This is a genomic window from Aeromonas sp. SER, from assembly GCF_038739615.1.
Classification (GTDB): domain Bacteria; phylum Pseudomonadota; class Gammaproteobacteria; order Enterobacterales; family Aeromonadaceae; genus Aeromonas; species Aeromonas jandaei.
The window spans coordinates 117,330-135,663 of the sequence record NZ_JBCGFC010000013.1 but is presented as its reverse complement, the minus strand read 5'-3'; the positions used below and the strand labels follow the sequence as shown (position 1 = coordinate 135,663).

The 18,334-nt window shown below is 56.4% G+C and carries 21 protein-coding genes, 1 tRNA gene and 1 riboswitch; of the genes, 5 read left to right on the top strand and 17 right to left on the bottom strand.

All coding sequences use genetic code 11. From position 1 onward, the window contains the following. Positions 1–38: 38 nt before the first annotated feature. A tRNA-Ser gene (locus tag AAHA41_RS18035) sits at positions 39–126 on the bottom strand. Positions 127–260: 134 nt separating this feature from the next. Further along, positions 261–686: a YbjN domain-containing protein gene (locus tag AAHA41_RS18030; RefSeq protein WP_323070871.1), complete on the bottom strand. Its 426-nt coding sequence runs from the start codon at positions 684–686 to the stop codon at positions 261–263. A gap of 188 nt (positions 687–874) precedes the next feature. Between AAHA41_RS18030 and AAHA41_RS18025 the strand changes: the two genes are divergently transcribed. Beyond that, positions 875–2,212: a flavohemoglobin expression-modulating QEGLA motif protein gene (locus AAHA41_RS18025; protein ID WP_323070870.1), complete on the top strand. Its 1,338-nt coding sequence runs from the start codon at positions 875–877 to the stop codon at positions 2,210–2,212. Between the two features lie 67 nt (positions 2,213–2,279). On the opposite strand, the gene AAHA41_RS18020 is transcribed toward AAHA41_RS18025, so the two are convergent. Then, a complete protein-coding gene (locus tag AAHA41_RS18020; protein WP_041207468.1) occupies positions 2,280–2,861 on the bottom strand; it encodes a thymidine kinase in 582 nt (193 codons plus the stop codon). A 91-nt stretch (positions 2,862–2,952) separates the two neighbouring features. Beyond that, complete coding sequence (locus AAHA41_RS18015) at positions 2,953–4,533, bottom strand: Na+/H+ antiporter NhaC family protein (RefSeq protein WP_033114566.1); 1,581 nt, start codon at positions 4,531–4,533, stop codon at positions 2,953–2,955. 88 nt (positions 4,534–4,621) lie between these two features. After that, positions 4,622–4,793, bottom strand: a riboswitch (Lysine riboswitch). A 302-nt stretch (positions 4,794–5,095) separates the two neighbouring features. Between AAHA41_RS18015 and AAHA41_RS18010 the strand changes: the two genes are divergently transcribed. Beyond that, positions 5,096–5,500, top strand: a complete 405-nt coding sequence (locus tag AAHA41_RS18010) for an H-NS family nucleoid-associated regulatory protein (RefSeq protein WP_033114565.1) — start codon at positions 5,096–5,098, stop codon at positions 5,498–5,500. 68 nt (positions 5,501–5,568) lie between these two features. On the opposite strand, the gene AAHA41_RS18005 is transcribed toward AAHA41_RS18010, so the two are convergent. From AAHA41_RS18005 to AAHA41_RS17985, 5 genes are all read right to left on the bottom strand, one after another. Next, a complete protein-coding gene (locus AAHA41_RS18005; RefSeq protein ID WP_323070869.1) occupies positions 5,569–6,132 on the bottom strand; it encodes a cob(I)yrinic acid a,c-diamide adenosyltransferase in 564 nt (187 codons plus the stop codon). Next, on the bottom strand, positions 6,129–6,359 hold the full coding sequence (locus AAHA41_RS18000; RefSeq protein ID WP_033114563.1) for a DUF3820 family protein: 231 nt from the start codon (positions 6,357–6,359) through the stop codon (positions 6,129–6,131). The genes AAHA41_RS18005 and AAHA41_RS18000 overlap by 4 nt, the downstream gene beginning before the upstream one ends. Before the next feature lies 1 nt (position 6,360). Beyond that, positions 6,361–7,032 carry a 7-carboxy-7-deazaguanine synthase QueE gene (queE, locus tag AAHA41_RS17995; RefSeq protein ID WP_208736169.1) on the bottom strand — a complete coding sequence of 224 codons (672 nt, stop codon included), beginning with the start codon at positions 7,030–7,032 and terminating at the stop codon, positions 6,361–6,363. 61 nt (positions 7,033–7,093) lie between these two features. After that, a complete protein-coding gene (gene queC, locus AAHA41_RS17990; protein ID WP_323070868.1) occupies positions 7,094–7,801 on the bottom strand; it encodes a 7-cyano-7-deazaguanine synthase QueC in 708 nt (235 codons plus the stop codon). Between the two features lie 20 nt (positions 7,802–7,821). Next, positions 7,822–8,445: a tRNA-uridine aminocarboxypropyltransferase gene (locus AAHA41_RS17985; RefSeq protein ID WP_323070867.1), complete on the bottom strand. Its 624-nt coding sequence runs from the start codon at positions 8,443–8,445 to the stop codon at positions 7,822–7,824. Between AAHA41_RS17985 and rrtA the strand changes: the two genes are divergently transcribed. Then, positions 8,444–9,037 (top strand): rhombosortase, encoded by a 594-nt coding sequence (gene rrtA, locus AAHA41_RS17980; protein ID WP_323070866.1) that lies wholly within the window; start codon positions 8,444–8,446, stop codon positions 9,035–9,037. The two genes, AAHA41_RS17985 and rrtA, sit on opposite strands and share 2 nt — an antisense overlap. Here the strand turns inward: rrtA and pyrF are convergent. The 6 genes from pyrF to cmk form a co-directional block, all read right to left on the bottom strand. Then, positions 9,012–9,713 (bottom strand): orotidine-5'-phosphate decarboxylase, encoded by a 702-nt coding sequence (pyrF, locus tag AAHA41_RS17975; RefSeq protein WP_323070865.1) that lies wholly within the window; start codon positions 9,711–9,713, stop codon positions 9,012–9,014. The two genes, rrtA and pyrF, sit on opposite strands and share 26 nt — an antisense overlap. 18 nt (positions 9,714–9,731) lie before the next feature. Further along, positions 9,732–10,898, bottom strand: coding sequence for a lipopolysaccharide assembly protein LapB (gene lapB, locus AAHA41_RS17970; RefSeq protein ID WP_323070864.1), 1,167 nt, complete (start codon positions 10,896–10,898; stop codon positions 9,732–9,734). 9 nt (positions 10,899–10,907) lie between these two features. After that, on the bottom strand, positions 10,908–11,192 hold the full coding sequence (locus AAHA41_RS17965) for a lipopolysaccharide assembly protein LapA domain-containing protein (protein WP_323070863.1): 285 nt from the start codon (positions 11,190–11,192) through the stop codon (positions 10,908–10,910). A 157-nt stretch (positions 11,193–11,349) separates the two neighbouring features. Next, positions 11,350–11,634, bottom strand: coding sequence for an integration host factor subunit beta (gene ihfB, locus AAHA41_RS17960; protein WP_005299934.1), 285 nt, complete (start codon positions 11,632–11,634; stop codon positions 11,350–11,352). Positions 11,635–11,726: 92 nt separating this feature from the next. Further along, positions 11,727–13,397, bottom strand: a complete 1,671-nt coding sequence (rpsA, locus tag AAHA41_RS17955; protein WP_005299919.1) for a 30S ribosomal protein S1 — start codon at positions 13,395–13,397, stop codon at positions 11,727–11,729. A 95-nt stretch (positions 13,398–13,492) separates the two neighbouring features. Beyond that, complete coding sequence (cmk, locus tag AAHA41_RS17950; protein ID WP_041207460.1) at positions 13,493–14,185, bottom strand: (d)CMP kinase; 693 nt, start codon at positions 14,183–14,185, stop codon at positions 13,493–13,495. A gap of 258 nt (positions 14,186–14,443) precedes the next feature. Here cmk and ribA point away from each other — a divergent pair, with 258 nt between their 5' ends. Beyond that, positions 14,444–15,037 (top strand): GTP cyclohydrolase II, encoded by a 594-nt coding sequence (gene ribA, locus AAHA41_RS17945; protein WP_323070862.1) that lies wholly within the window; start codon positions 14,444–14,446, stop codon positions 15,035–15,037. An 80-nt stretch (positions 15,038–15,117) separates the two neighbouring features. On the opposite strand, the gene AAHA41_RS17940 is transcribed toward ribA, so the two are convergent. Further along, positions 15,118–16,062 carry a LysR substrate-binding domain-containing protein gene (locus AAHA41_RS17940; RefSeq protein WP_323070861.1) on the bottom strand — a complete coding sequence of 315 codons (945 nt, stop codon included), beginning with the start codon at positions 16,060–16,062 and terminating at the stop codon, positions 15,118–15,120. A gap of 76 nt (positions 16,063–16,138) precedes the next feature. Next, positions 16,139–17,014, bottom strand: a complete 876-nt coding sequence (locus AAHA41_RS17935) for a LysR substrate-binding domain-containing protein (protein ID WP_323070860.1) — start codon at positions 17,012–17,014, stop codon at positions 16,139–16,141. A 95-nt stretch (positions 17,015–17,109) separates the two neighbouring features. Between AAHA41_RS17935 and AAHA41_RS17930 the strand changes: the two genes are divergently transcribed. Continuing rightward, complete coding sequence (locus AAHA41_RS17930) at positions 17,110–18,324, top strand: MFS transporter (RefSeq protein ID WP_323070859.1); 1,215 nt, start codon at positions 17,110–17,112, stop codon at positions 18,322–18,324. The last annotated feature ends 10 nt before the right edge of the window (positions 18,325–18,334 follow it).

Sequence of the window (18,334 nt, the reverse complement as noted above, 5' to 3'; positions counted from 1 at the left end):
GCAAAAAGCCCTGACGTTTCCGTCAGGGCTTTGCAATTTGGCGGTGAGGGAGGGATTCGAACCCTCGATACGTTGCCGTATACACACTTTCCAGGCGTGCTCCTTCAGCCACTCGGACACCTCACCAGATTTTGGTCTGCTGTTTAACGTGTTCAGCCAACACGGTGTTCGCTGCGCCGTTGCGCTGGAACGGGGCGTAATTTAGGGGAAAGCCCCGCCCGCGTCAACGGCTTTTTTGGCAAAACAGATCGTTCGCGGAATTAATGTACAGATTCCGGCGCAACCTGCATTTCAGGCAGGTTGAGGAAACCCAAACGTTCGCATTCGGAAACCACTTCATGGGTCGCGGCAATAGTGCTCTGCACAAACAGCAGGAACTGCTCGACACTCAGGCCCGCCTTGGTAAACACGGTGTGGCCAATGACCAGACGCGGCAGGTTGTCGTCGATGATATCGAGGAATACCTTGAGCGAGGGGTACTGCATATTGAAGCGACCGAGTTCAGCCACCAGCGGCAACATGGCCGAAGGACGCACTTCCAGCTCGGATGAGAACAGCAGACCTTCCTCTTCCACGAAGATCCGGCTCTCCTGAATGCCATCGACCGACTGCAAGGAGACAATGTGGATACCATGGCACTGATCGCAAACGTAGTGCTCGATGCGAGCCTGTTGCAACCAACGCATGATCATTTCGGAGCTGGGGATATTCATTATTTCCACGACAAGATTGGGATCGAGGGGCGCAGTCTAAACCAATTTTCCGGCAACCAAAAGCACGCCAGCCCAATAACCGCGCAGCTTGCTTCTTTTTGGCAAGCGCTATGCATATACTCAGCCCAATCCACGGCTACGCTTGCCCCACAGGGGGCCCCATGACCATCCAAGAAAAGTATCGCCTCCATCTGAAATCCCTCTCGGATGAGCTGCTCGCCCTGCAAAAACCGATTCGCATTCTGGATGCCATCAAGTGGCCACGACAGACCCAGGAGCGCTTTCTGGCCGATGGTGGGCGTACCCTGCCCGTCATCGACCGCCGCTTCTACGAAGCCCTCCCCCTTGGCTTTGAGCCGCGCAACAAATATCTCGAACTCAAGGAGCTGCGAGACAGGATCCGCAGAAAGCTGGGACCACAAGATGATCTGGGGCTCATCCTGCAAGAGACGGTCGATCAATACATGGTGGTGATCGAGATGCTGCGCCAGCGCGGCCAGTCCGATTTTCAGCGTTATAGCCAGCTGCTCTACGGTTCTGCCAGCGATCATCTGCGCGGCGATCGCAAGACCCTCAAGGAGCTGGGCGCTCGCCTGTGCGATATCTTCTCCCTGCCCGGCGCTCGTCATCTGGTACGCCCCTACCCCAAGGAGTTCGAAGGGGAAGCGGCGGTGGCCAAATTGCAGGGCAAGCTGTCGAGCTATTTCAGTGACGGCACAGTACAGGTCAAGCTGAGCGATGGCATCGTGTCGGATGCAGCGGCCGGCGGCGATTACATCAAGCTCAACTCCCACGCCCGCTTCTCCGAGCTCGACCTGCAGGTGCTGGAAGTGCATGAGGGGTGGGTACATGTGGGCACCACCCTAAACGGCCGCCAGCAGCCTTACGCTACCTGGCTTAGCGCCGGCTCACCGCGCATTACCGCCTGTCAGGAGGGGTTGGCCGTCCTGATAGAGACCCTCACCTTTAGCTCCTTCCCGGATCGGGCCAAGCGCATCTCCGATCGGGTGATGGCCATCGACATGGCCGAGCGTGGTGCCGACTTTATCGAGGTGTTTCAGCACTTTGTGGGACAGGGCACCAGCGAGCACGATGCCTACAAGATCACCCAACGGGTATTTCGTGGCGGCATGGTCGAAGGGGGCGCCTGCTTTACCAAGGACCTCTCCTATGTGAGGGGTTATGTGGAGACGGTCAACTTCATCCGTAGCGCCGTGCTGGAAGGAGTGCCCGAGATCCTGCCGATGCTGTTTGTCGGCAAGGTGACGCTGGACGATATTCCGGTGATCTATCAGCACTATCTGGAGGGATTGATCGCCGCGCCCCGCTACCTGCCGCCGATGTTTCGCGATCTCACCGGCCTCTATGTCTGGTTTGGCTTTGCCTCCGGCATGTCGCTGGTCGATATCGGCCGGGTACAGCAGCACTTTCGCCAGCTGTTTCACCGCCTGCCGGTGGCTGATCCCATCATTGCCCCCGTCGATATCGAGATCGACTGAGCTACCTATAGAGAAAAGGGGCGCCAGATTGGCGCCCCTTTTATTCGTACCTTGTCCAAAGCTCGGGTTATTTGAACGCCCGCCCCTCCAGATAGTGTTTGCGGCAGAGCGACACATAGCGATCGTTACCACCGATCTCCACCTGCTCGCCATCGCGCATCACCTGCCCGGCTTCATTGACCCGGGAGTTCATATGCGCCTTGTTGCCACACCAGCAGATGCTCTTCAGCTCTTCGAACTTGTCGGCCAGACAGAGCAGATGGTAGGAGCCGGGAAACAGCTCACCACGAAAATCGGTCTTGAGGCCGTAGGCGATCACCGGAATATCCTGCTCGTCAACGATACGGGCCAGCTGATAGACCTGCTCCTTGGTCAGGAACTGAGCCTCATCCACGATAAACACATCGATGTGCTTGTTGGCATGGCGCTCTTTGACCATCTCGAACAGATCGCAGGTATCGCTGAACACTTCAACCCTCAGCTCGAGACCCACCCGGGCACTGATCACGCCGACACCGAAACGATCGTCGATGGCAGGGGTCATGGCCAGCGGGTGCATCCCCCGCTCCAGATAGTTGAAGTGTGCCTGAATGAGCTGGGTCGATTTGCCTGAATTCATGGTGGCAAACTTGTAGTGCAGTGAAGCCATGATACTGTTCCGAAACTGAATTTATGGGGCGCATGCTAACCAAAGCCCCCGCCAAAACCAAGGGGCCCGTGGGCCCCTTGCTCTATTAATGTTATGCCGTCGCGAGCGCTGGCTGCGCTTTGGCCTTTTTCAGGTGGTAACTGGTAAAGAGCACAAACCAGAGGGCGCTGACGCTGAAACCGGCAAAACCGGAGTGCATCAACCCCATCACCAGATAACCGAGAGCGGCACCGAAGGCGATGGCCAGCGCATAGGGAAGCTGGGTCATCACGTGATCGATGTGATGGCAACCTGCCCCCGTCGCAGAGAGGATGCTGGTACTGGAGATGGGAGAGCTGTGATCCCCGAACACCGAGCCCGCCAAAACAGCAGCCAGCATCGGCAGCATCAGACTGATATCGCTGGCCGCAGCCATGTCACCGGCCAGCGGCAACATGATACCGAAGGTGCCCCAGCTGGTGCCGGTGGCAAACGCCATGGCACAGGAGAGGATGAAGACCACAGCCGGCAGCACCTCAATCGGCAGATTGCCGTTGGCCAGAGATGCCAAGTACTTGCCGGTCTCCACATCGCGCACTACGGCACCGATGGTCCATGCAAACAGCAGGATATTGATGGCCGGCAACATGGCCATGACGCCTTGCGGGGCAGCCTTGATCCAGTTCTTGGCGCCGAGCTTCAGACGCATCGCCAGACCGATGGAGACCACCAGACTGCAGATCGCGCCATAGACCAGCGAGGAGCCCACATTGGTGTTTTCAAACGAACCGAGCACGCTAAATGGCAGCCCTTTTTCGCTCAGGGCAGCGGCACCCGAGTCAATCATGAAATAGACGGTGGCGGCGGTCAGAGTCAGGATCGGCAGCACCATGTCGATCATGCCGCCATTGCTCTCCTCCGGGCTCTCCATATCCAGACCGATGGGACGCCCCTTGGATTCATCCCACAGCTTGCCTTCCAGCGCCCACTGTTCGTGTTGACGCATCGGGCCGATATCGAGCTGAAACGCGATGACGACCAGCACCATGATCAGGGTGAAGACGGCGTAGAGGTTCATCGGGATCATCTCGACGAACGCAGAGATGGGGCTCTGATCGGTCAGACCGTGGGCCGCCATGATGCCACCAACCAGCGCGATGATATAAGCGCCCCAGGAAGAGATCGGCATCAATACGCAGACTGGCGCAGCAGTGGAGTCCAGCAGATAAGCCAGCTTGGCACGGGAGATCTGGAAGCGGTCGGTCACCGGACGGCAGATAGCACCCACCGACAAGCTATGGAAGAAGTCATCGATAAAGAAGGCAAACACCATCATGCCGGTGAGGGTCTTGGCCCCTTTGCGGGTCTTGGCGCGCTTGGCGGCCCACTCGGCAAAGGCACGGGTTGCACCGGATACGCTCATCAGACTGATGAGGCCGCCCAGCAGCAGCATAAAGAGCAGCATGTTGATGTTGTCACGGTTGAGTGCGCCATCAACCCAGAAAATCTTCAGCACGGTACCCAGCAGATATTGCAGGGAGTCGAGGGGGGAAAACTGATTGAGCAACAGACTGCCGGTTAAAATACCGACGCCAAGCGACAGCAGCACGCGGCGAGTCAGGATCGCCAGGGCGACAGCCAATAACGGGGGAAGTACGGACCAACCGGAGTCGGCAAAATGACTAATGTCCATGATCTCTTTTCACCTAAAGATAACAGGTGGAGATCTACCGAGAGGATCTAAAGAAACAAAACCTATGGGGAGGTTATACTCCTCAGCCCCTTCAGGTAGCGCTCCATAGTGGATGACTATGGCAGTCCTGCACCTATTAGATGCAGAACCAGCAGCCCGGTATGATGGCCTGGCCACTTCGGCGCTGACTCCTTTCCTTGTGCATCATCGGCATCACCCTCCGCACAAGTAGTCATAGGCAGCGCGCCTCTACTTAAAGGTATTCGAGAGACATTTTATCCAGCTGGCAGCTTATAGCAAGTTTTTTGATTAAATAATCATGATGTATGACGTTAGCACCCAAAAAGGTAGTCAATTGATGCAGCCTAGCTTCTTTTTGCGACACATTTAACCAATCAAAGCCTCATAAGCATCCATTAATACGATTGAATGCCGAATATAATCTCTCGTGATGACGATTTATCTTCTACTTATTATTTTTGCCCTTCTTGACTTATTTAAAGTGACACGTAAAAATCAGGATGAACATAATATTTCCTTCTGACTTGACGTGGACAATCCTATGAATGAATTTTTGAAAGTGCTGCTTAATATCCGCAGTCTGCGTGCCACCTGCCGTGAACTCTCTCTGGAGCAGCTGGAAGAAGCGCTGGAAAAACTCTCAGCAATCGTTGCCGAACGTCAGCAGGATGAAGCCGCTGAGCGTCAGGCTCGTGAAGAGCATCTGCGTAAAATCAATGAATATACCGAAATGCTGAAAGCTGCCGGTATTGATCCTGCAGAGCTGGTCAGCGCGGTTGCAGCTACTCCAGCCAAGGCAGAAAAAGCCAAGCGCGCCCCTCGCCCTGCCAAATATCGTTATGATGATAACGGCGTAGAGAAGACCTGGACCGGTCAGGGTCGTATGCCTTCTGCTATTGCCAAAGCAGTTGAAGCAGGTAAATCACTGGAAGATTTCGCTATCTGATTTCAGTGATAGATACCAATAAAAAACCTCGCTATTGCGAGGTTTTTTATTGGCTACGTTCTGAATGTTTATCTGCGATCAGTGGCTTTAACCCAGAATACTTCTTGTCCCTCTGACCGGCAGACAAGATAGCGGGCAATGGTAAAGAACCAGTCGCTCATCCGGTTGAGATAGGCCAGCGCATCGGGATTCACGCACTCTTCGCGACTCAGGGTCAACAGCAGGCGCTCGCAGTGACGAACTAGCGTCCGCACCACATGGGCCTGCGCCGCCGCACGGGAGCCGCCTGGCAGAATAAACTGGCGCAACGGCGGCAACTGTTCGCTGTAGCTGTCGATCTGTTGTTCCAGTCTGACAATCCAGCTCTCATTAACTTGCCAGATTGACTCATTTTGGGCTGCGCTGGAAAATGCCAATTCACCGCCCAGATCAAATAGCTCTTGCTGCAACAACTGCAGATCCGCCAATAAACCTGCTTCTTGCAGGGGGATCTCGCAAATCAGCAGACCTATATGAGAGTTGAGCTCGTCAATATAGCCATAGGTTTCTACCCGCAAATGATCCTTGGCCAAACGGGTACCATCGGCCAACCGGGTCATCCCCTTGTCACCCTGCCGGGTATATATTCTCATTCTGACATCCTGTTAATAATGGGAATAATCATCGACTCCAACCCATTGAGCTTGATCTCGTATGCAAGAGCCAATGTCTGGCCCAGTTTACCCGCCGGAAAACCACTGCGGGCCATCCAGACCAGATACGGCTCCGGAATATCGATGATGCGCCGCCCCTGATATTTGCCGTAAGGCATTTTATGGCTCAGGGTAAGCAGCACCTGCTCATCGGATAGCCACTCCATATTAATCGATATCCAGATATTTATGGGTCTGAATAGAGAGTCGCCAATTACGGGCAATACAGGTTGCCATCGCGAGCTGGGTGGCTCGCGGTTTCTGACTGATAGGCTGCAATGCGATAACAACATCCGGACGCAGGTTTGCGGTAACCAGCAGAGCGTCAAGCTCTTCGATATGATGTTCTGTTGCCACCGGATGCTTTATTTCGTTGGCCCGCTCAAGCGCTGAGACCAGCACCGGCAACCCGCCTTTCATGCCGATCTTGGGTGATACCGTGACCCAGGTCTGCTCATGAGTCTTGATTTCGCTGGTACCACTGGTTTCAATCTGAACCTGATAACCCGCTGCCAACAGCGCTGACGAGAGCTCGGTCAGATCGTAGAGACAGGGCTCGCCACCGGTTATCACCACATGACGCGCCTGATAGCCAAGCTCGACAAAGCTGGCAAGGATCTGCTCGGTAGTGAGTTGGCTCCAGCAATCTGACTCGTTGGAGCGATCCAGCACACGCTCTCTGCCCACTTCACGAGCAGGATCGACCACCCAGGTATGTCGGGTATCGCACCAGGGGCAGCCCACCGGGCACCCTTGCAGGCGAACAAAGATGGCGGGCAGGCCGGTAAAGACCCCCTCTCCCTGGATGGTCTGGAATATCTCGTTGATTGGGTAGTGCATCTTGGTCACAGCTTGTTGCAAAAGCCGCGGATTATACCCCAATCATCAGCCAGAGGCAGGCTCATGCTCCGCTTTTCTCACCCAGTCCGGTTTTCTCACGCATGTTGGCCATGATCCCCGCTTTGTCTGCCAGATAACCGTCCAGTCCGCGGCTACGTAGATTACATGCGGGACAGGTGCCACAGCCATCGCCAGCGATGCCGTTGTAGCAGGTCAGCGTCTGCTGGCGCACCGTATCGAGATGGCCATAGTGATCCGCCAGCGCCCAGGTTTCGGCCTTGTCGAGCCACATCAGTGGAGTTTCAAAACGGATGCCGCGATCCAACCCCAAGGAGACCGCCTGATTGAGCGCCTTCACGAACTCGTCGCGACAGTCGGGATAACCGGAAAAATCGGTCTCGCATACCCCGGTGATCACCGCTTCGGCACCGACCTGATAGGCATAGATAGAGGCCAGCGTGAGGAACAGGATATTGCGGCCCGGCACGAAGGTATTGGGCAGGCCATTATCCTGCAGATCACAGCTCACCGGGATATCATCACGAGTAAGTGCCGAGATAGCCAGTTCGTTGAGCAAGGTAACATCCATCACCTTGTGGGCAGCGACACCCAGCAGTTGCACCAGATGGCGGGCGGTATCGATCTCTTCCCGATGGCGCTGGCCATAGTCGAATGTGATCGCATGGACTTCGTCATAATTGGCCAGCGCCTGCACCAGACAGGTAGTGCTGTCCTGACCGCCACTAAATACCACAACTGCTTTTTTCATACGGAGAACTCCTTGCAATGTCATGTCCGGCGCCCCTCGGCAAAGGCTTGCCACTGGGTATTGAGCCGCTCGAAAAGGGTAAGCAGGGGGGCATAGCGTTCTGGCTCGCCCTCCCATTGAGATAACAGATGGTAGCCCGCCTCTATCGTCGAGAGGGCTTCAGGAAACGGCTTTTTACGAATGGCATATTGCCCTGCGATGGCGCCAAGCCCGATCCGCGGCAAGCGGGCCAGTGCCGGGTTGCTCTGCAACATCCGAAAGGCTTTGCGCCAGGTGCCATCGAGCAGAATAAACGCTACGGCGGTCGCAGCTGGTGAGACGCTCGCCATCTTCTCTCTGAGCTCAGCAGGTGAAATGGACTCTTCATCCGGCCAGAGCAGATAACAGCGCAAAGAGGGGTCGGCAAGCAGGTCGTTGAGCCACCTATCGCCGGAAAAATCCTCCCCGACCCGGATCTCTGCCTGTTGCAGCGAGGCAGCCAGCAGTGCTGCCGTGCCCTTTGGGTGGGCTACTTCATAGGGATGCTGAAGAATGTAGAGAGGCGTACGGTTTTCAAGTGGCACGATATATTCGCACAGGCACGCTTTGAGGGCTCGGGTACAGCGTGTACAGTATCGACTGTTTTTGTCGTTGGGCTGTTTCATGTCGTCAGAAAAATCTGGATTGCTCTGGGTTATCACGCTCTCTCTCACCAGCTTGCTGCTCTTTTTTACCGTGCCGGATCTCCGGCTCTCCTTCGACCGGACAGAGATTGCTCACGGTGAAGGGTGGCGGATCATAACAGGCAATCTGGCTCATACCAATCTGTGGCATCTGCTGCTCAATCTGGCAGGTTTAATTATCCTCTCCTGTCTGTTTCGCGACTACCTGGGCAATAACCGGCTGCCACTCCTGATGCTGCTGCTCTGGAGTGCCGTGGGGCTCGGGATCTGGTTCTGGTGCCCGCACACCCAGTGGTATATGGGGCTGTCGGGCTCACTGCACGGACTGTTTGTCTGGGGAGCCATGCAGGATATCCGCCATGGTCGCCGTACATCGGGCTGGCTGTTGCTGGCTGGTGTGGGGCTCAAGCTGGGAATGGATTTCTACAATGCGGGCGAAAGTCCGATATCGACCCTGATCGGAGCCAGAGTCCACATAGAATCTCATCTGATTGGTGCAGGTGCAGGCCTGCTACTCGGCCTGCACCCGGTCTCGGTGACGGCAGGGATTACGCCCCCGCCAGCTCGCGATTGATGGTTGCCAGCATGGCTGCAGGATCCGCAGCCTGAGTGATGGGACGGCCAACCACCAGATAGTCAGCCCCCGCATCCACAGCGGCTTTTGGTGTCATCACGCGGCGCTGATCACCTGCTTCGGAGCCGCTTGGACGGATCCCCGGGGTCACCAGCTTGAAATCAGCACCCAGCAACGCCTTCAGCTCGCGCGCTTCGTTGGCCGAGCAAACCACACCGTCAAGCCCGGACTCTTTGGTCAGCCTGGCTAGCCGGATCACCTGCTCGGCAGGGGTCACATCAAGGCCCAGCGGCGCCATGTCGGATTGTTCCATGCTGGTCAGCACGGTCACCCCAATCAGCAGTGGCGCCTTGTCGCCATAAGGCTGCAGCGCATCGACGGCTGCCCGCATCATTCGCTCGCCACCACTGGCATGCACATTGACCATCCAGACGCCGAGCTCGGCACTGGCTGCGACCGCCTTGGCGACGGTATTGGGAATATCGTGAAATTTCAGATCCAGAAAGACATCAAATCCCTTGGCAACCAGCTGGCGTACAAACTGCGGGCCAAACAGGGTAAACATCTCCTTGCCAACCTTGAGACGGCACTCGGCCGGAGAAATACGTTCAATGAACGCCAAGGCATCAGCTTCGTTCTGATAATCCAGCGCTACCAGTACTTTTGGATCGAGCATCTCACTTCCTATTGATGGTTATTCACCGTCCAGACCACGGATCGGCTTGATGGAACCCCACTGCCGGCAGGATGGGCACTGCCAGAACAACGAGTGAGTGGCAAAGCCGCACTGCCGACACTTGTGGGTTGATTTGATTTTGATCTGTTCGCCAACCAGCTGCTGCAACAGCTCGAGACTCTCCTTGGCAGGTCCCTCCTCTGCACTGGCCAGCTGAAAGCCGACCAGTTGATAGAACCCTTTCATGGAGGGGTGACGGCGCAACTGGCGTAGCACCAGGGCGCGAGCCTGACTCAAGCCATCGCGCTCCTCGACCAGCTGGGCCAGAGCCAGCGTAACCGTCACGCCAGCATGCTCTTCAACCGCTTTCTCGAGCAGCGGGATCAGGGTGTAAGTACGCCCCAATTGCTTATAACACTCAAGCAGCTTGGGCATCGCTTCCGAGGCAAAATCGATGTCCTGCTCAAATACCCGCAGCAGCTCCTTGCTGGCCTGTTCATACTCCCCCTCTTCCATTGCCAGCTCAGCCAGACGCAGACTGGCGCGGGCACAGCCCGAATTGACGCTGAGCGCTCGCTTGAACTTGGCAAGCGCAGTGGACTTGTCGCCGTCACGCAGCGCGCTTTCAGCCTGCTCGCAATAAAAGTGGGAGATAGGTTCGGCCAGCTTCTTGCCTTGATACTTTTGCAGGCGAACCGCCACCGAGATGGCATTGTCCCAGTCACGCAGTTGCTGATGGATGATCAACAGCTGGGCCAGTGCCGTCTCTTCGAAGTCACTGTCTTCGCACAGCTCGTTCCAGAGCGCTTCGGCCCGGTCCAGCAAACCAGCGGCAAGAAAGTCGCGGGCCAACTCCTGCAGCGCAAGCTGGCGCTGCTCGCGAGTCAACTGGCGGGTGACCAGGTTCTGGTGGATCTTGATGGCTCTGTCTACCTCGCCACGCTGGCGAAACAGGTTGCCGAGAGAGAGATGGGTTTCAATGGTTTCACTGTCCACTTCCAGCAGCTGGATAAAGAGATCCACCGCCTTGTCGGATTCATCGGACAGCAAATAGTTGAGGCCCGCCACATATTGGCGGGAAAACTGGTTACTCTGTTTCTGGGTGTCCTGGCGAACACTCCTGCGCCCCATGTACCAGCCATAACCGGCGGCAATGGGCAGCAGCAGGAAAAGCAGTTCAAGCATTGAGGAACATTATTCCTTACCCGCTGAACGGGCCAGCTCCAACTCGCGGGTTTGACGACGCATGGTGCGGTTAAGGGTGCGGTTTTGCAGCTTCAAGCGCAGGAAAAGCAGGCCGAATACCAGCCAGCCCAGCATGAAACCACCGGCAAAAAAGAATCCCAGCAACATGGTGAGGGAGAATTCGCCCTGAGCAATCAGGTAATTGAACTGAACCAGTTGGCCATTTTGTGAGCCTAACGCCAGGGTGAGGACAAACACCAGCACTAGCGGAATGAGGGCCAAAATACGCTTCATAAGAGCTCCCTGTCAGTATCTAATGAGAGGCTGATTATCCTTAAAATCACAGGCAGACTCTAGAGTGAATGGGAAAAGAGTTTGATAAACAAGATGGTTGGCACGATTTGTGTGCCAAAAACAAAAAAGGCATACCCGAGGTATGCCCATTTTCGCATTATTCGATGATGTTGACGCGCTCGCGCAACTCTTTGCCAGGCTTGAAGTGCGGGACATATTTCCCGGTCAGTTCAACCTTGTCCCCGGTCTTGGGGTTACGGCCCACACGAGGGGCACGATAGTGCAGTGAAAAACTGCCGAATCCACGGATTTCAATCCGGTCGCCGTTTTGCAAGGTCGACGCCATCTGCTCAAGGATCTCCTTGATGGCGGCTTCGACATCCTTGGCCGGCATATGCATGCGGCTGGCTGCCAGTTGTTCGATGAGATCTGATTTGGTCATAACGTTAAATCTCCTTCCCCGATCACATGCAATAATCATTTTGCCAGGATAAAAAAGGGCGGCGCAATGCCGCCCTTTTCTTGCATCAAGGATTACTCACCCTTGGCGGCTTTGAACGCTTCAGCCATAGCATTGCTGAACACAACTTCTTCTTGCTGGTTCAGGTTATCGATAGCAACGCGCTCGTCAGCTTCGTCCTTAGCACGGACAGACAGGCTTACGGTGCGGTTCTTACGATCAACGCCCATGAATTTAGCTTCAACTTCGTCACCAACAGACAGCACCAGAGTGGCGTCTTCTACGCGGTCACGAGCAGCGTCGGAGGCACGCAGGTAGCCTTCTACGCCGTCAGCCAGTTCGATAACGGCACCTTTGGCATCAACCTCGGTAACCTTACCCTTCACAATAGCACCTTTCTTGTTGTCAGACAGGTACTTATTGAACGGGTCTTCTTCGATCTGCTTGACGCCCAGGGAGATGCGCTCACGCTCCGGGTCCACTTGCAGAACAACGGCTTCGATCTCGTCGCCTTTCTTGAATTCACGAACTGCTTCTTCGCCCTGGTTGTTCCAGGAGATGTCAGACAGGTGAACCAGACCGTCGATGCCGCCGTCCAGACCGATGAAGATACCGAAGTCAGTGATAGACTTGATCTTGCCGGAAACACGGTCGCCTTTGGCGTGAGTTTCGGCAAACAGCTGCCACGGGTTGGATTTGCACTGCTTCAGACCCAGGGAGATACGACGACGCTCTTCGTCGATGTCCAGAACCATTACGTCAACCACGTCGCCAACGTTAACAACTTTGGACGGGTGGATGTTCTTGTTGGTCCAATCCATCTCGGATACGTGTACCAGGCCTTCAACACCTTCTTCGATTTCAACGAAGCAGCCGTAGTCGGTCAGGTTGGTCACGCGGCCAGACAGACGGGTGGTCTCCGGGTAACGCTTGGCGATAGCAACCCACGGATCTTCGCCCAGTTGCTTCAGACCCAGAGATACACGGGTACGCTCGCGGTCGAACTTCAGAACCTTGACAGCGATCTCGTCGCCAACGTTGACGATTTCGGAAGGATGCTTAACGCGCTTCCACGCCATGTCGGTGATGTGCAGCAGGCCGTCAACACCGCCCAGATCTACGAATGCACCGTAGTCGGTCAGGTTCTTGACGATACCCTTAACTTCTTGACCTTCTTGCAGGTTAGCCAGCAGGCTTTCACGCTCGGAGGTGTTCTCGGTTTCGATCACTGCGCGACGGGAAACAACAACGTTGTTGCGCTTCTGGTCCAGCTTGATGACTTTGAACTCGAGTTCTTTGTTTTCCAGGTGAGCGGTGTCACGGATCGGACGCACGTCAACCAGAGAACCCGGCAGGAAGGCACGGATGCCGTTCAGTTCAACGGTGAAACCACCCTTGACCTTGCCGTTGATGATACCGATAACGGTAGCTTGCTCTTCGTAAGCTTTTTCAAGCTGCAGCCAGGCTTCGTGGCGCTTGGCTTTTTCGCGGGACAGCTTGGTTTCGCCGAAACCATCTTCGATAGAGTCCAGAGCCACGTCAACGGAGTCACCTACGTTGATTTCCAGCTCGCCCATGGCGTTCTTGAATTCTTCAGCCGGGATAGCGGACTCGGATTTCAGACCGGCGTCAACCAGTACGAAACCGTTCTCGATAGCAACGACAGTACCCTTGACGATGGAACCTTGACGGGTTTCAACGGCGTTCAGGGACTCTTCAAAGAGTTGAGCAAAAGATTCGATCATTAGTTTATGTCACAAATGAAACATCCACTTGTCATCCAGCACAAGCGGGGTTGTTTTTAATAATCTGCGCCATCCATGGTGCAGACGACCGGATGTCAGCTTGCGCTGGCATCTCCGAGTTGTTGCTCTGCATAGGCGAGCACTGTTGCCAGTACCTCTTCTATGGTCATGGTGGTTGAATCCACCACGAGAGCATCTTCTGCCGGTTTCAGAGGGGCAACGGCGCGATTTCTATCGCGATCGTCACGCTCACGGATCTCGGTTAAAAGACACTCAAAGTTAACATCAAAGCCCTTATCTTGCAACTGCTTATAGCGGCGCTGAGCCCGTTCTTCGGCACTTGCGTCGAGGAAAATCTTCACTTCGGCTTCAGGGAAAACCACGGTGCCCATATCACGGCCATCGGCAATCAAACCAGGCGCCTGACGAAATGCCCGCTGACGGCGCAGCAGCGCTTCACGCACGCGCGGGAACGCCGCGATTTTACTGGCGGCGTTCCCGACCTGCTCGGTCCGGATGGTACGGGAGACATCCTCTCCCTCCAGTATTACCTTGACCAGATCACCTTCCACCTGAAACTGCACATCCAGATTGGCGGCCAGCGGCACCAGCGCGGCTTCGGAATCGAGCTCGACATCATGATGCAGGGCAGCCAGTGACAACACCCGATAGATGGCGCCGGAGTCGAGCAGGTGCCAACCCAGCTTTTCTGCCAGCAACTGGCACAAGGTGCCCTTGCCAGCACCACTTGGGCCATCAATTGTCATTACGGGGGCCATCTGAGGCATAACTTCTCTCCTGCACAATGTTGCTCCCGCTCCTTGGAGCGAGTTAATGGGCGCCGATTATACCCGAATGTGCCGGCGCTGGCAGTTATCTGTCACCAGATTTGCGCAAAAGGGGAAAATAGGGATGCCAATGACACCATCTGTTGATTTGCTTCACTATTTCATTAATCAATGCGGGGACTTGTTCTTATGGTCGTCATCCAGAAGGCGCGCTAAACTGGGCCCCTTTTTCTGAGCAGTTGTAGTAAGGAGCAACCTATGAGCAGCGTTACCCTAGTGGCCAAATCCAAGTTGCCAACCCCTTGGGGCACCTTCACGCTGGTAGGTTTTCAGGAAACCGGCACAGGCAAGGATCACGCAGCCCTGGTGATGGGCGATATCACTGGTGCTGAAGCCGTTCTCGGGCGTATTCACTCCGAATGTCTGACCGGCGACGCCCTGTTCAGCTTGCGCTGTGATTGCGGTTTCCAGCTGCAAGCCGCATTGGAGAACATCGCAAAGGCGGGCCGTGGCGTGCTGTTGTATGTCCGTCAGGAGGGTCGCGGTATCGGCCTTTTGAACAAGATCCGCGCCTATCACCTGCAAGATCAGGGCGCCGATACCGTTGAGGCCAACGTAGCGCTCGGCTTTGCCGCCGACATGCGCGACTACACCATCTGTGCCGACATGCTCAAACAGCTGGAGGTGCAATCCCTCAAGCTGATGACCAACAACCCGCGCAAGATGAAGGCGATGGAATCCTTTGGCATTCCGGTGGCCGAGCGAGTTCCCCTGCAGGAGGGGCGCAATCCCCACAACGAATTCTACCTCTCGACCAAGGCCAGCAAACTGGATCACATGTTGAAAAAGTGATGTTGGCTGACAGAGATGCTGACCGGCAATGAAAAACGCCTCCCTGTGGAGGCGTTTTTTTATTTGTACTAGAGCGCTTCTCAGCGCTCGGGCAAGGTGGCCAGCAGCGCCTGCCACTCCCGCTGATTAGGTGCGGCAAGATACTCATCAAGCCGCTCATGGCTGAGCGTCGGTACAAGCCGCGCAATGAAATCATAAAGATAAGCCGGTACAAATGCCCCTCTGCGCAGGCCAATTGCCGCCATACCGGCCGGCAGATCGGGCAGCGCCTTCATCACCAGATCATCATCGCGACCCGTTTCCCGGGCCAGCATTGCCATGATGCCAAACCCCATCCCCTGCCTGACATAGGTTTTCAGCACGTCGCTGTCACGGGCCAGACAGGCTATGCGATGCTCCTCATGGGCTGACGTGGGTGCCAATGATCGTCCGTCACTGATCAGCGCCACATTGCCCAAGTCAGCCAGTGAACTCGGCGAGCGTGCCGCCACAGGATGGCCCGCCGGCACCACCAGCCCCCGCAGCCAGCGAAAGCTCGGCAGGATCAGTAAGCCCTCGTCGTGATGATCTTCGATATCATCAAGCAACATCAGTTGAGCGCTACCGCTTTGCAGGGCACTGCAACATGTTGCTGCATCTCCCTGCATCAGGGTGAGCGTCACCTTGGGAAAACGGGCGACAAACCCCTTGATTAGGTCAGGCAGGATATAGCGGGCTTGCAGATGGGTCGCGGCGACGGTGAGCTGTCCCTGTTCCGGGTGGATATGAGCCCTCGCCATCGTCTTGATGGTTGCCGCCTTCTCCAGCACGTCGGTCGCGACCTTGATCACCTCCTGACCGATCGGGGTGATCCGGGTCAGATGCTTGCCGCTTCGCTCGAAGATCTGGATGCCAAGCTCATCTTCTAGCATCCGTACCTGCTTGCTGATCCCGGGCTGGGAGGTATAGAGGCTCTCGGCTGTCGCCGACAGATTAAGGCCGTGATTCGCCACTTCGACGATATAACGCAGTTGCTGCAGCTTCATGGCGCAATCCTCTGGCGGAGACACCACTAATAGTAATCAACTTTTGCCAGCCCACTGTCGACACGGCCCGGCCCCATCAGGCTGGGCGATCTTTGAGCAAGAAATCGCGCAGGGCACGGTTGGCCATGGAGAGCGGATCACCCCGTCGCCACGCTACGCAGAGATCGAGAAAAATCGGAGGTTCGAAAGGCACGCCGCACAAATCCGGCTCCTCCTCCAGCACCATCCGCAAAAAGGTGGTCACGGCAAAACCCTGACGCACCACCGCCTTGAGCAGGGGGATCAGGTTGCTCTCGAAGGCGATGTCGGGCTCAACCCCCAGCTTCTGTGCCAGCGCCTCCATGTGCTCCCGGTGGTAAAAGCCACGCCGGAACAGTGCCAGCTCCTGAGTAAAGAACTGGGCGAGCGTGACGGATGCTGCGCCGCGCAGCGGATGATCCTCCCCCACCACCATCAGCATCTCTTCGCTCAGCAGATGGGCCCCTTCAATGGCCGGGGGCAGATCACTGGTGATCAGGATGGCGAGATCCAGAGTGCCATCCACCATCCGGCTCAGCAGCTCCCGGGTGCCCGCCTCCTCCACCCGGATCTTGAGCCCGGGATAGCGGTGTTTGAAAGCCATCAGGCGCGAAGGAAAGTAGTAAGAACCCATCATGTAGGGGATCCCGATACGCACCTCCCCCCGTTCCAGCCCCTTGAGCTCAGCCATCTCGGCCTCAGCCTGGTGCATCTGCAACAACAGACGCTCGGCGTGGCGACAGAGCACCTCCCCCTCCGGCGTCAGCCGTACCGACCTGTCCTGACGGTCGAACAGGCGCAGCTCAAGCTGCTGCTCCAGCTTGGCAATGGCCATACTGATGGCGGGCTGGGCCACATGCAGGCTGTTGGCCGCCCGGGTAAAAGAGCCGGCATCCCTGACCGCCAGCAGATAGGTGAGTTGTTTCAGGTCCATGTATCAATTCATCTTATGAGATGGATAACTTAAATATATTATATTTATATCTATGCGTGCCTTACCCTGATGAAAAATGGTCAGGACGATATGCAATGATCGAAGCCGGTAGTCGTGAATGGATACGCGCCACCCTGGCGCTCAGCCTGGGATCCTTTCTGGTCTTTCTCAATCTCTATCAAACTCATCCCCTGCTCCCGCTGCTGGCTCAGGTCTTCTCGGTCAACTCGCTCGCCGCCAGCTGGACGCTGGCGGGCTGTACCGCCGGGCTGGCTACCTCCCTGCTGCTCTGTGCCCGACTGGCGGATCGCCATGGCCGTCGCCAGATCATGCTGGGAACCCTCACCCTGGCCATCCTGCTCTCCCTGCTGATCCCTCTCGTCGAACAGTTTCGCACCCTGCTCATACTGCGCGTGCTGCAAGGCGCGCTGCTTGCGGGCCTGCCGGCAACAGCTATCGCCTATATGGGCGAGGAGTTCAGCAAGCGGGCACTGCTCTCGGCGGTCGGAGTCTATATCGCCGCCAACTCCCTTGGTGGGATCGCGGGGCGCGTGGTGGGCGGGCTGCTGGCCGGCTGGTTTGGCGACTGGCAACACACCTTCCTCGGGGTCGGCGTGATCAGCCTGTCGCTCTTGCCGCTGGTCTTCTGGCTACTGCCAAAACAGGCTCGTTTTGTTCCCGTCAATCCGGCTCCGGGCCAGTTTGCCCTCGCCCTGCGTGGTCATCTGACCAACCCGCTGCTGGTGGGGGCCTATCTGATTGGCGGGCTCAACTTCATGGTCTTTTTGAACCAGTTCAGCTATCTCACCTTTTTGCTGGCCAAGCCCCCCTTCTCCCTGCCGACCCAGTGGCTCGGCATGCTCTTTCTCACCTATCTCTCGGGTACGGTCGCCTCTTCTCTCAGCGGTCGCTGCGCCAATCGCTGGGGAGCACAGCGCATGTTGCTTGGCGGCATTGCCCTCATGGCGCTCGGTAGCCTCTGCTTGCTGCAAGGCACTCTGCCCGCCATTTTGAGCGGCCTGCTCATCTCGAGCTTCGGTTTTTTCATGGCGCACGCTTGTGCCAGCGCCTGGGTCGGCCACCATGTCGAACACAATCGGGCGCTCGCCTCCTCCCTCTATCTGGTGGCCTACTATCTGGGCGCCAGTCTGGGGGGGCTCTACCTCCATCCCTTCTGGGAGAAGGGAGGACTGGGCGGGCTGGTGCTGGGGATCGAGCTGGTGCTGATCCTGACCGCAGGCCTTGGGATCTGGCTAGGCCGCCTGAAACAACGCGGCGAGCATGGGCTGACGCCTCACCACTTCGCGTAAACACAAATAA

Excerpts from the sequence above, each read along its gene's own strand:
- AAHA41_RS18030 (WP_323070871.1), bottom strand. The coding sequence starts at position 686 with ATGCGTTGGTTGCAACAGGCTCGCATCGAGCACTACGTTTGCGATCAG.
- AAHA41_RS17930 (WP_323070859.1), top strand. The coding sequence starts at position 17,110 with ATGATCGAAGCCGGTAGTCGTGAATGGATACGCGCCACCCTGGCGCTC.
- rrtA (WP_323070866.1), top strand. The coding sequence starts at position 8,444 with ATGTCGTCAGAAAAATCTGGATTGCTCTGGGTTATCACGCTCTCTCTC.
- ihfB (WP_005299934.1), bottom strand. The coding sequence starts at position 11,634 with ATGACCAAATCAGATCTCATCGAACAACTGGCAGCCAGCCGCATGCAT.
- AAHA41_RS17935 (WP_323070860.1), bottom strand. The coding sequence starts at position 17,014 with ATGGACCTGAAACAACTCACCTATCTGCTGGCGGTCAGGGATGCCGGC.
- ribA (WP_323070862.1), top strand. The coding sequence starts at position 14,444 with ATGAGCAGCGTTACCCTAGTGGCCAAATCCAAGTTGCCAACCCCTTGG.
- rpsA (WP_005299919.1), bottom strand. The coding sequence starts at position 13,397 with ATGATCGAATCTTTTGCTCAACTCTTTGAAGAGTCCCTGAACGCCGTT.
- AAHA41_RS18000 (WP_033114563.1), bottom strand. The coding sequence starts at position 6,359 with ATGGAGTGGCTATCCGATGAGCAGGTGCTGCTTACCCTGAGCCATAAA.
- pyrF (WP_323070865.1), bottom strand. The coding sequence starts at position 9,713 with ATGCTCGATCCAAAAGTACTGGTAGCGCTGGATTATCAGAACGAAGCT.
- AAHA41_RS18020 (WP_041207468.1), bottom strand. The coding sequence starts at position 2,861 with ATGGCTTCACTGCACTACAAGTTTGCCACCATGAATTCAGGCAAATCG.
- cmk (WP_041207460.1), bottom strand. The coding sequence starts at position 14,185 with ATGCCTCAGATGGCCCCCGTAATGACAATTGATGGCCCAAGTGGTGCT.
- AAHA41_RS18015 (WP_033114566.1), bottom strand. The coding sequence starts at position 4,533 with ATGGACATTAGTCATTTTGCCGACTCCGGTTGGTCCGTACTTCCCCCG.
- AAHA41_RS18005 (WP_323070869.1), bottom strand. The coding sequence starts at position 6,132 with ATGAGAATATATACCCGGCAGGGTGACAAGGGGATGACCCGGTTGGCC.
- AAHA41_RS17965 (WP_323070863.1), bottom strand. The coding sequence starts at position 11,192 with ATGAAGCGTATTTTGGCCCTCATTCCGCTAGTGCTGGTGTTTGTCCTC.
- AAHA41_RS17940 (WP_323070861.1), bottom strand. The coding sequence starts at position 16,062 with ATGAAGCTGCAGCAACTGCGTTATATCGTCGAAGTGGCGAATCACGGC.
- queE (WP_208736169.1), bottom strand. The coding sequence starts at position 7,032 with ATGCACTACCCAATCAACGAGATATTCCAGACCATCCAGGGAGAGGGG.
- AAHA41_RS18010 (WP_033114565.1), top strand. The coding sequence starts at position 5,096 with ATGAATGAATTTTTGAAAGTGCTGCTTAATATCCGCAGTCTGCGTGCC.
- lapB (WP_323070864.1), bottom strand. The coding sequence starts at position 10,898 with ATGCTTGAACTGCTTTTCCTGCTGCTGCCCATTGCCGCCGGTTATGGC.
- queC (WP_323070868.1), bottom strand. The coding sequence starts at position 7,801 with ATGAAAAAAGCAGTTGTGGTATTTAGTGGCGGTCAGGACAGCACTACC.
- AAHA41_RS17985 (WP_323070867.1), bottom strand. The coding sequence starts at position 8,445 with ATGAAACAGCCCAACGACAAAAACAGTCGATACTGTACACGCTGTACC.
- AAHA41_RS18025 (WP_323070870.1), top strand. The coding sequence starts at position 875 with ATGACCATCCAAGAAAAGTATCGCCTCCATCTGAAATCCCTCTCGGAT.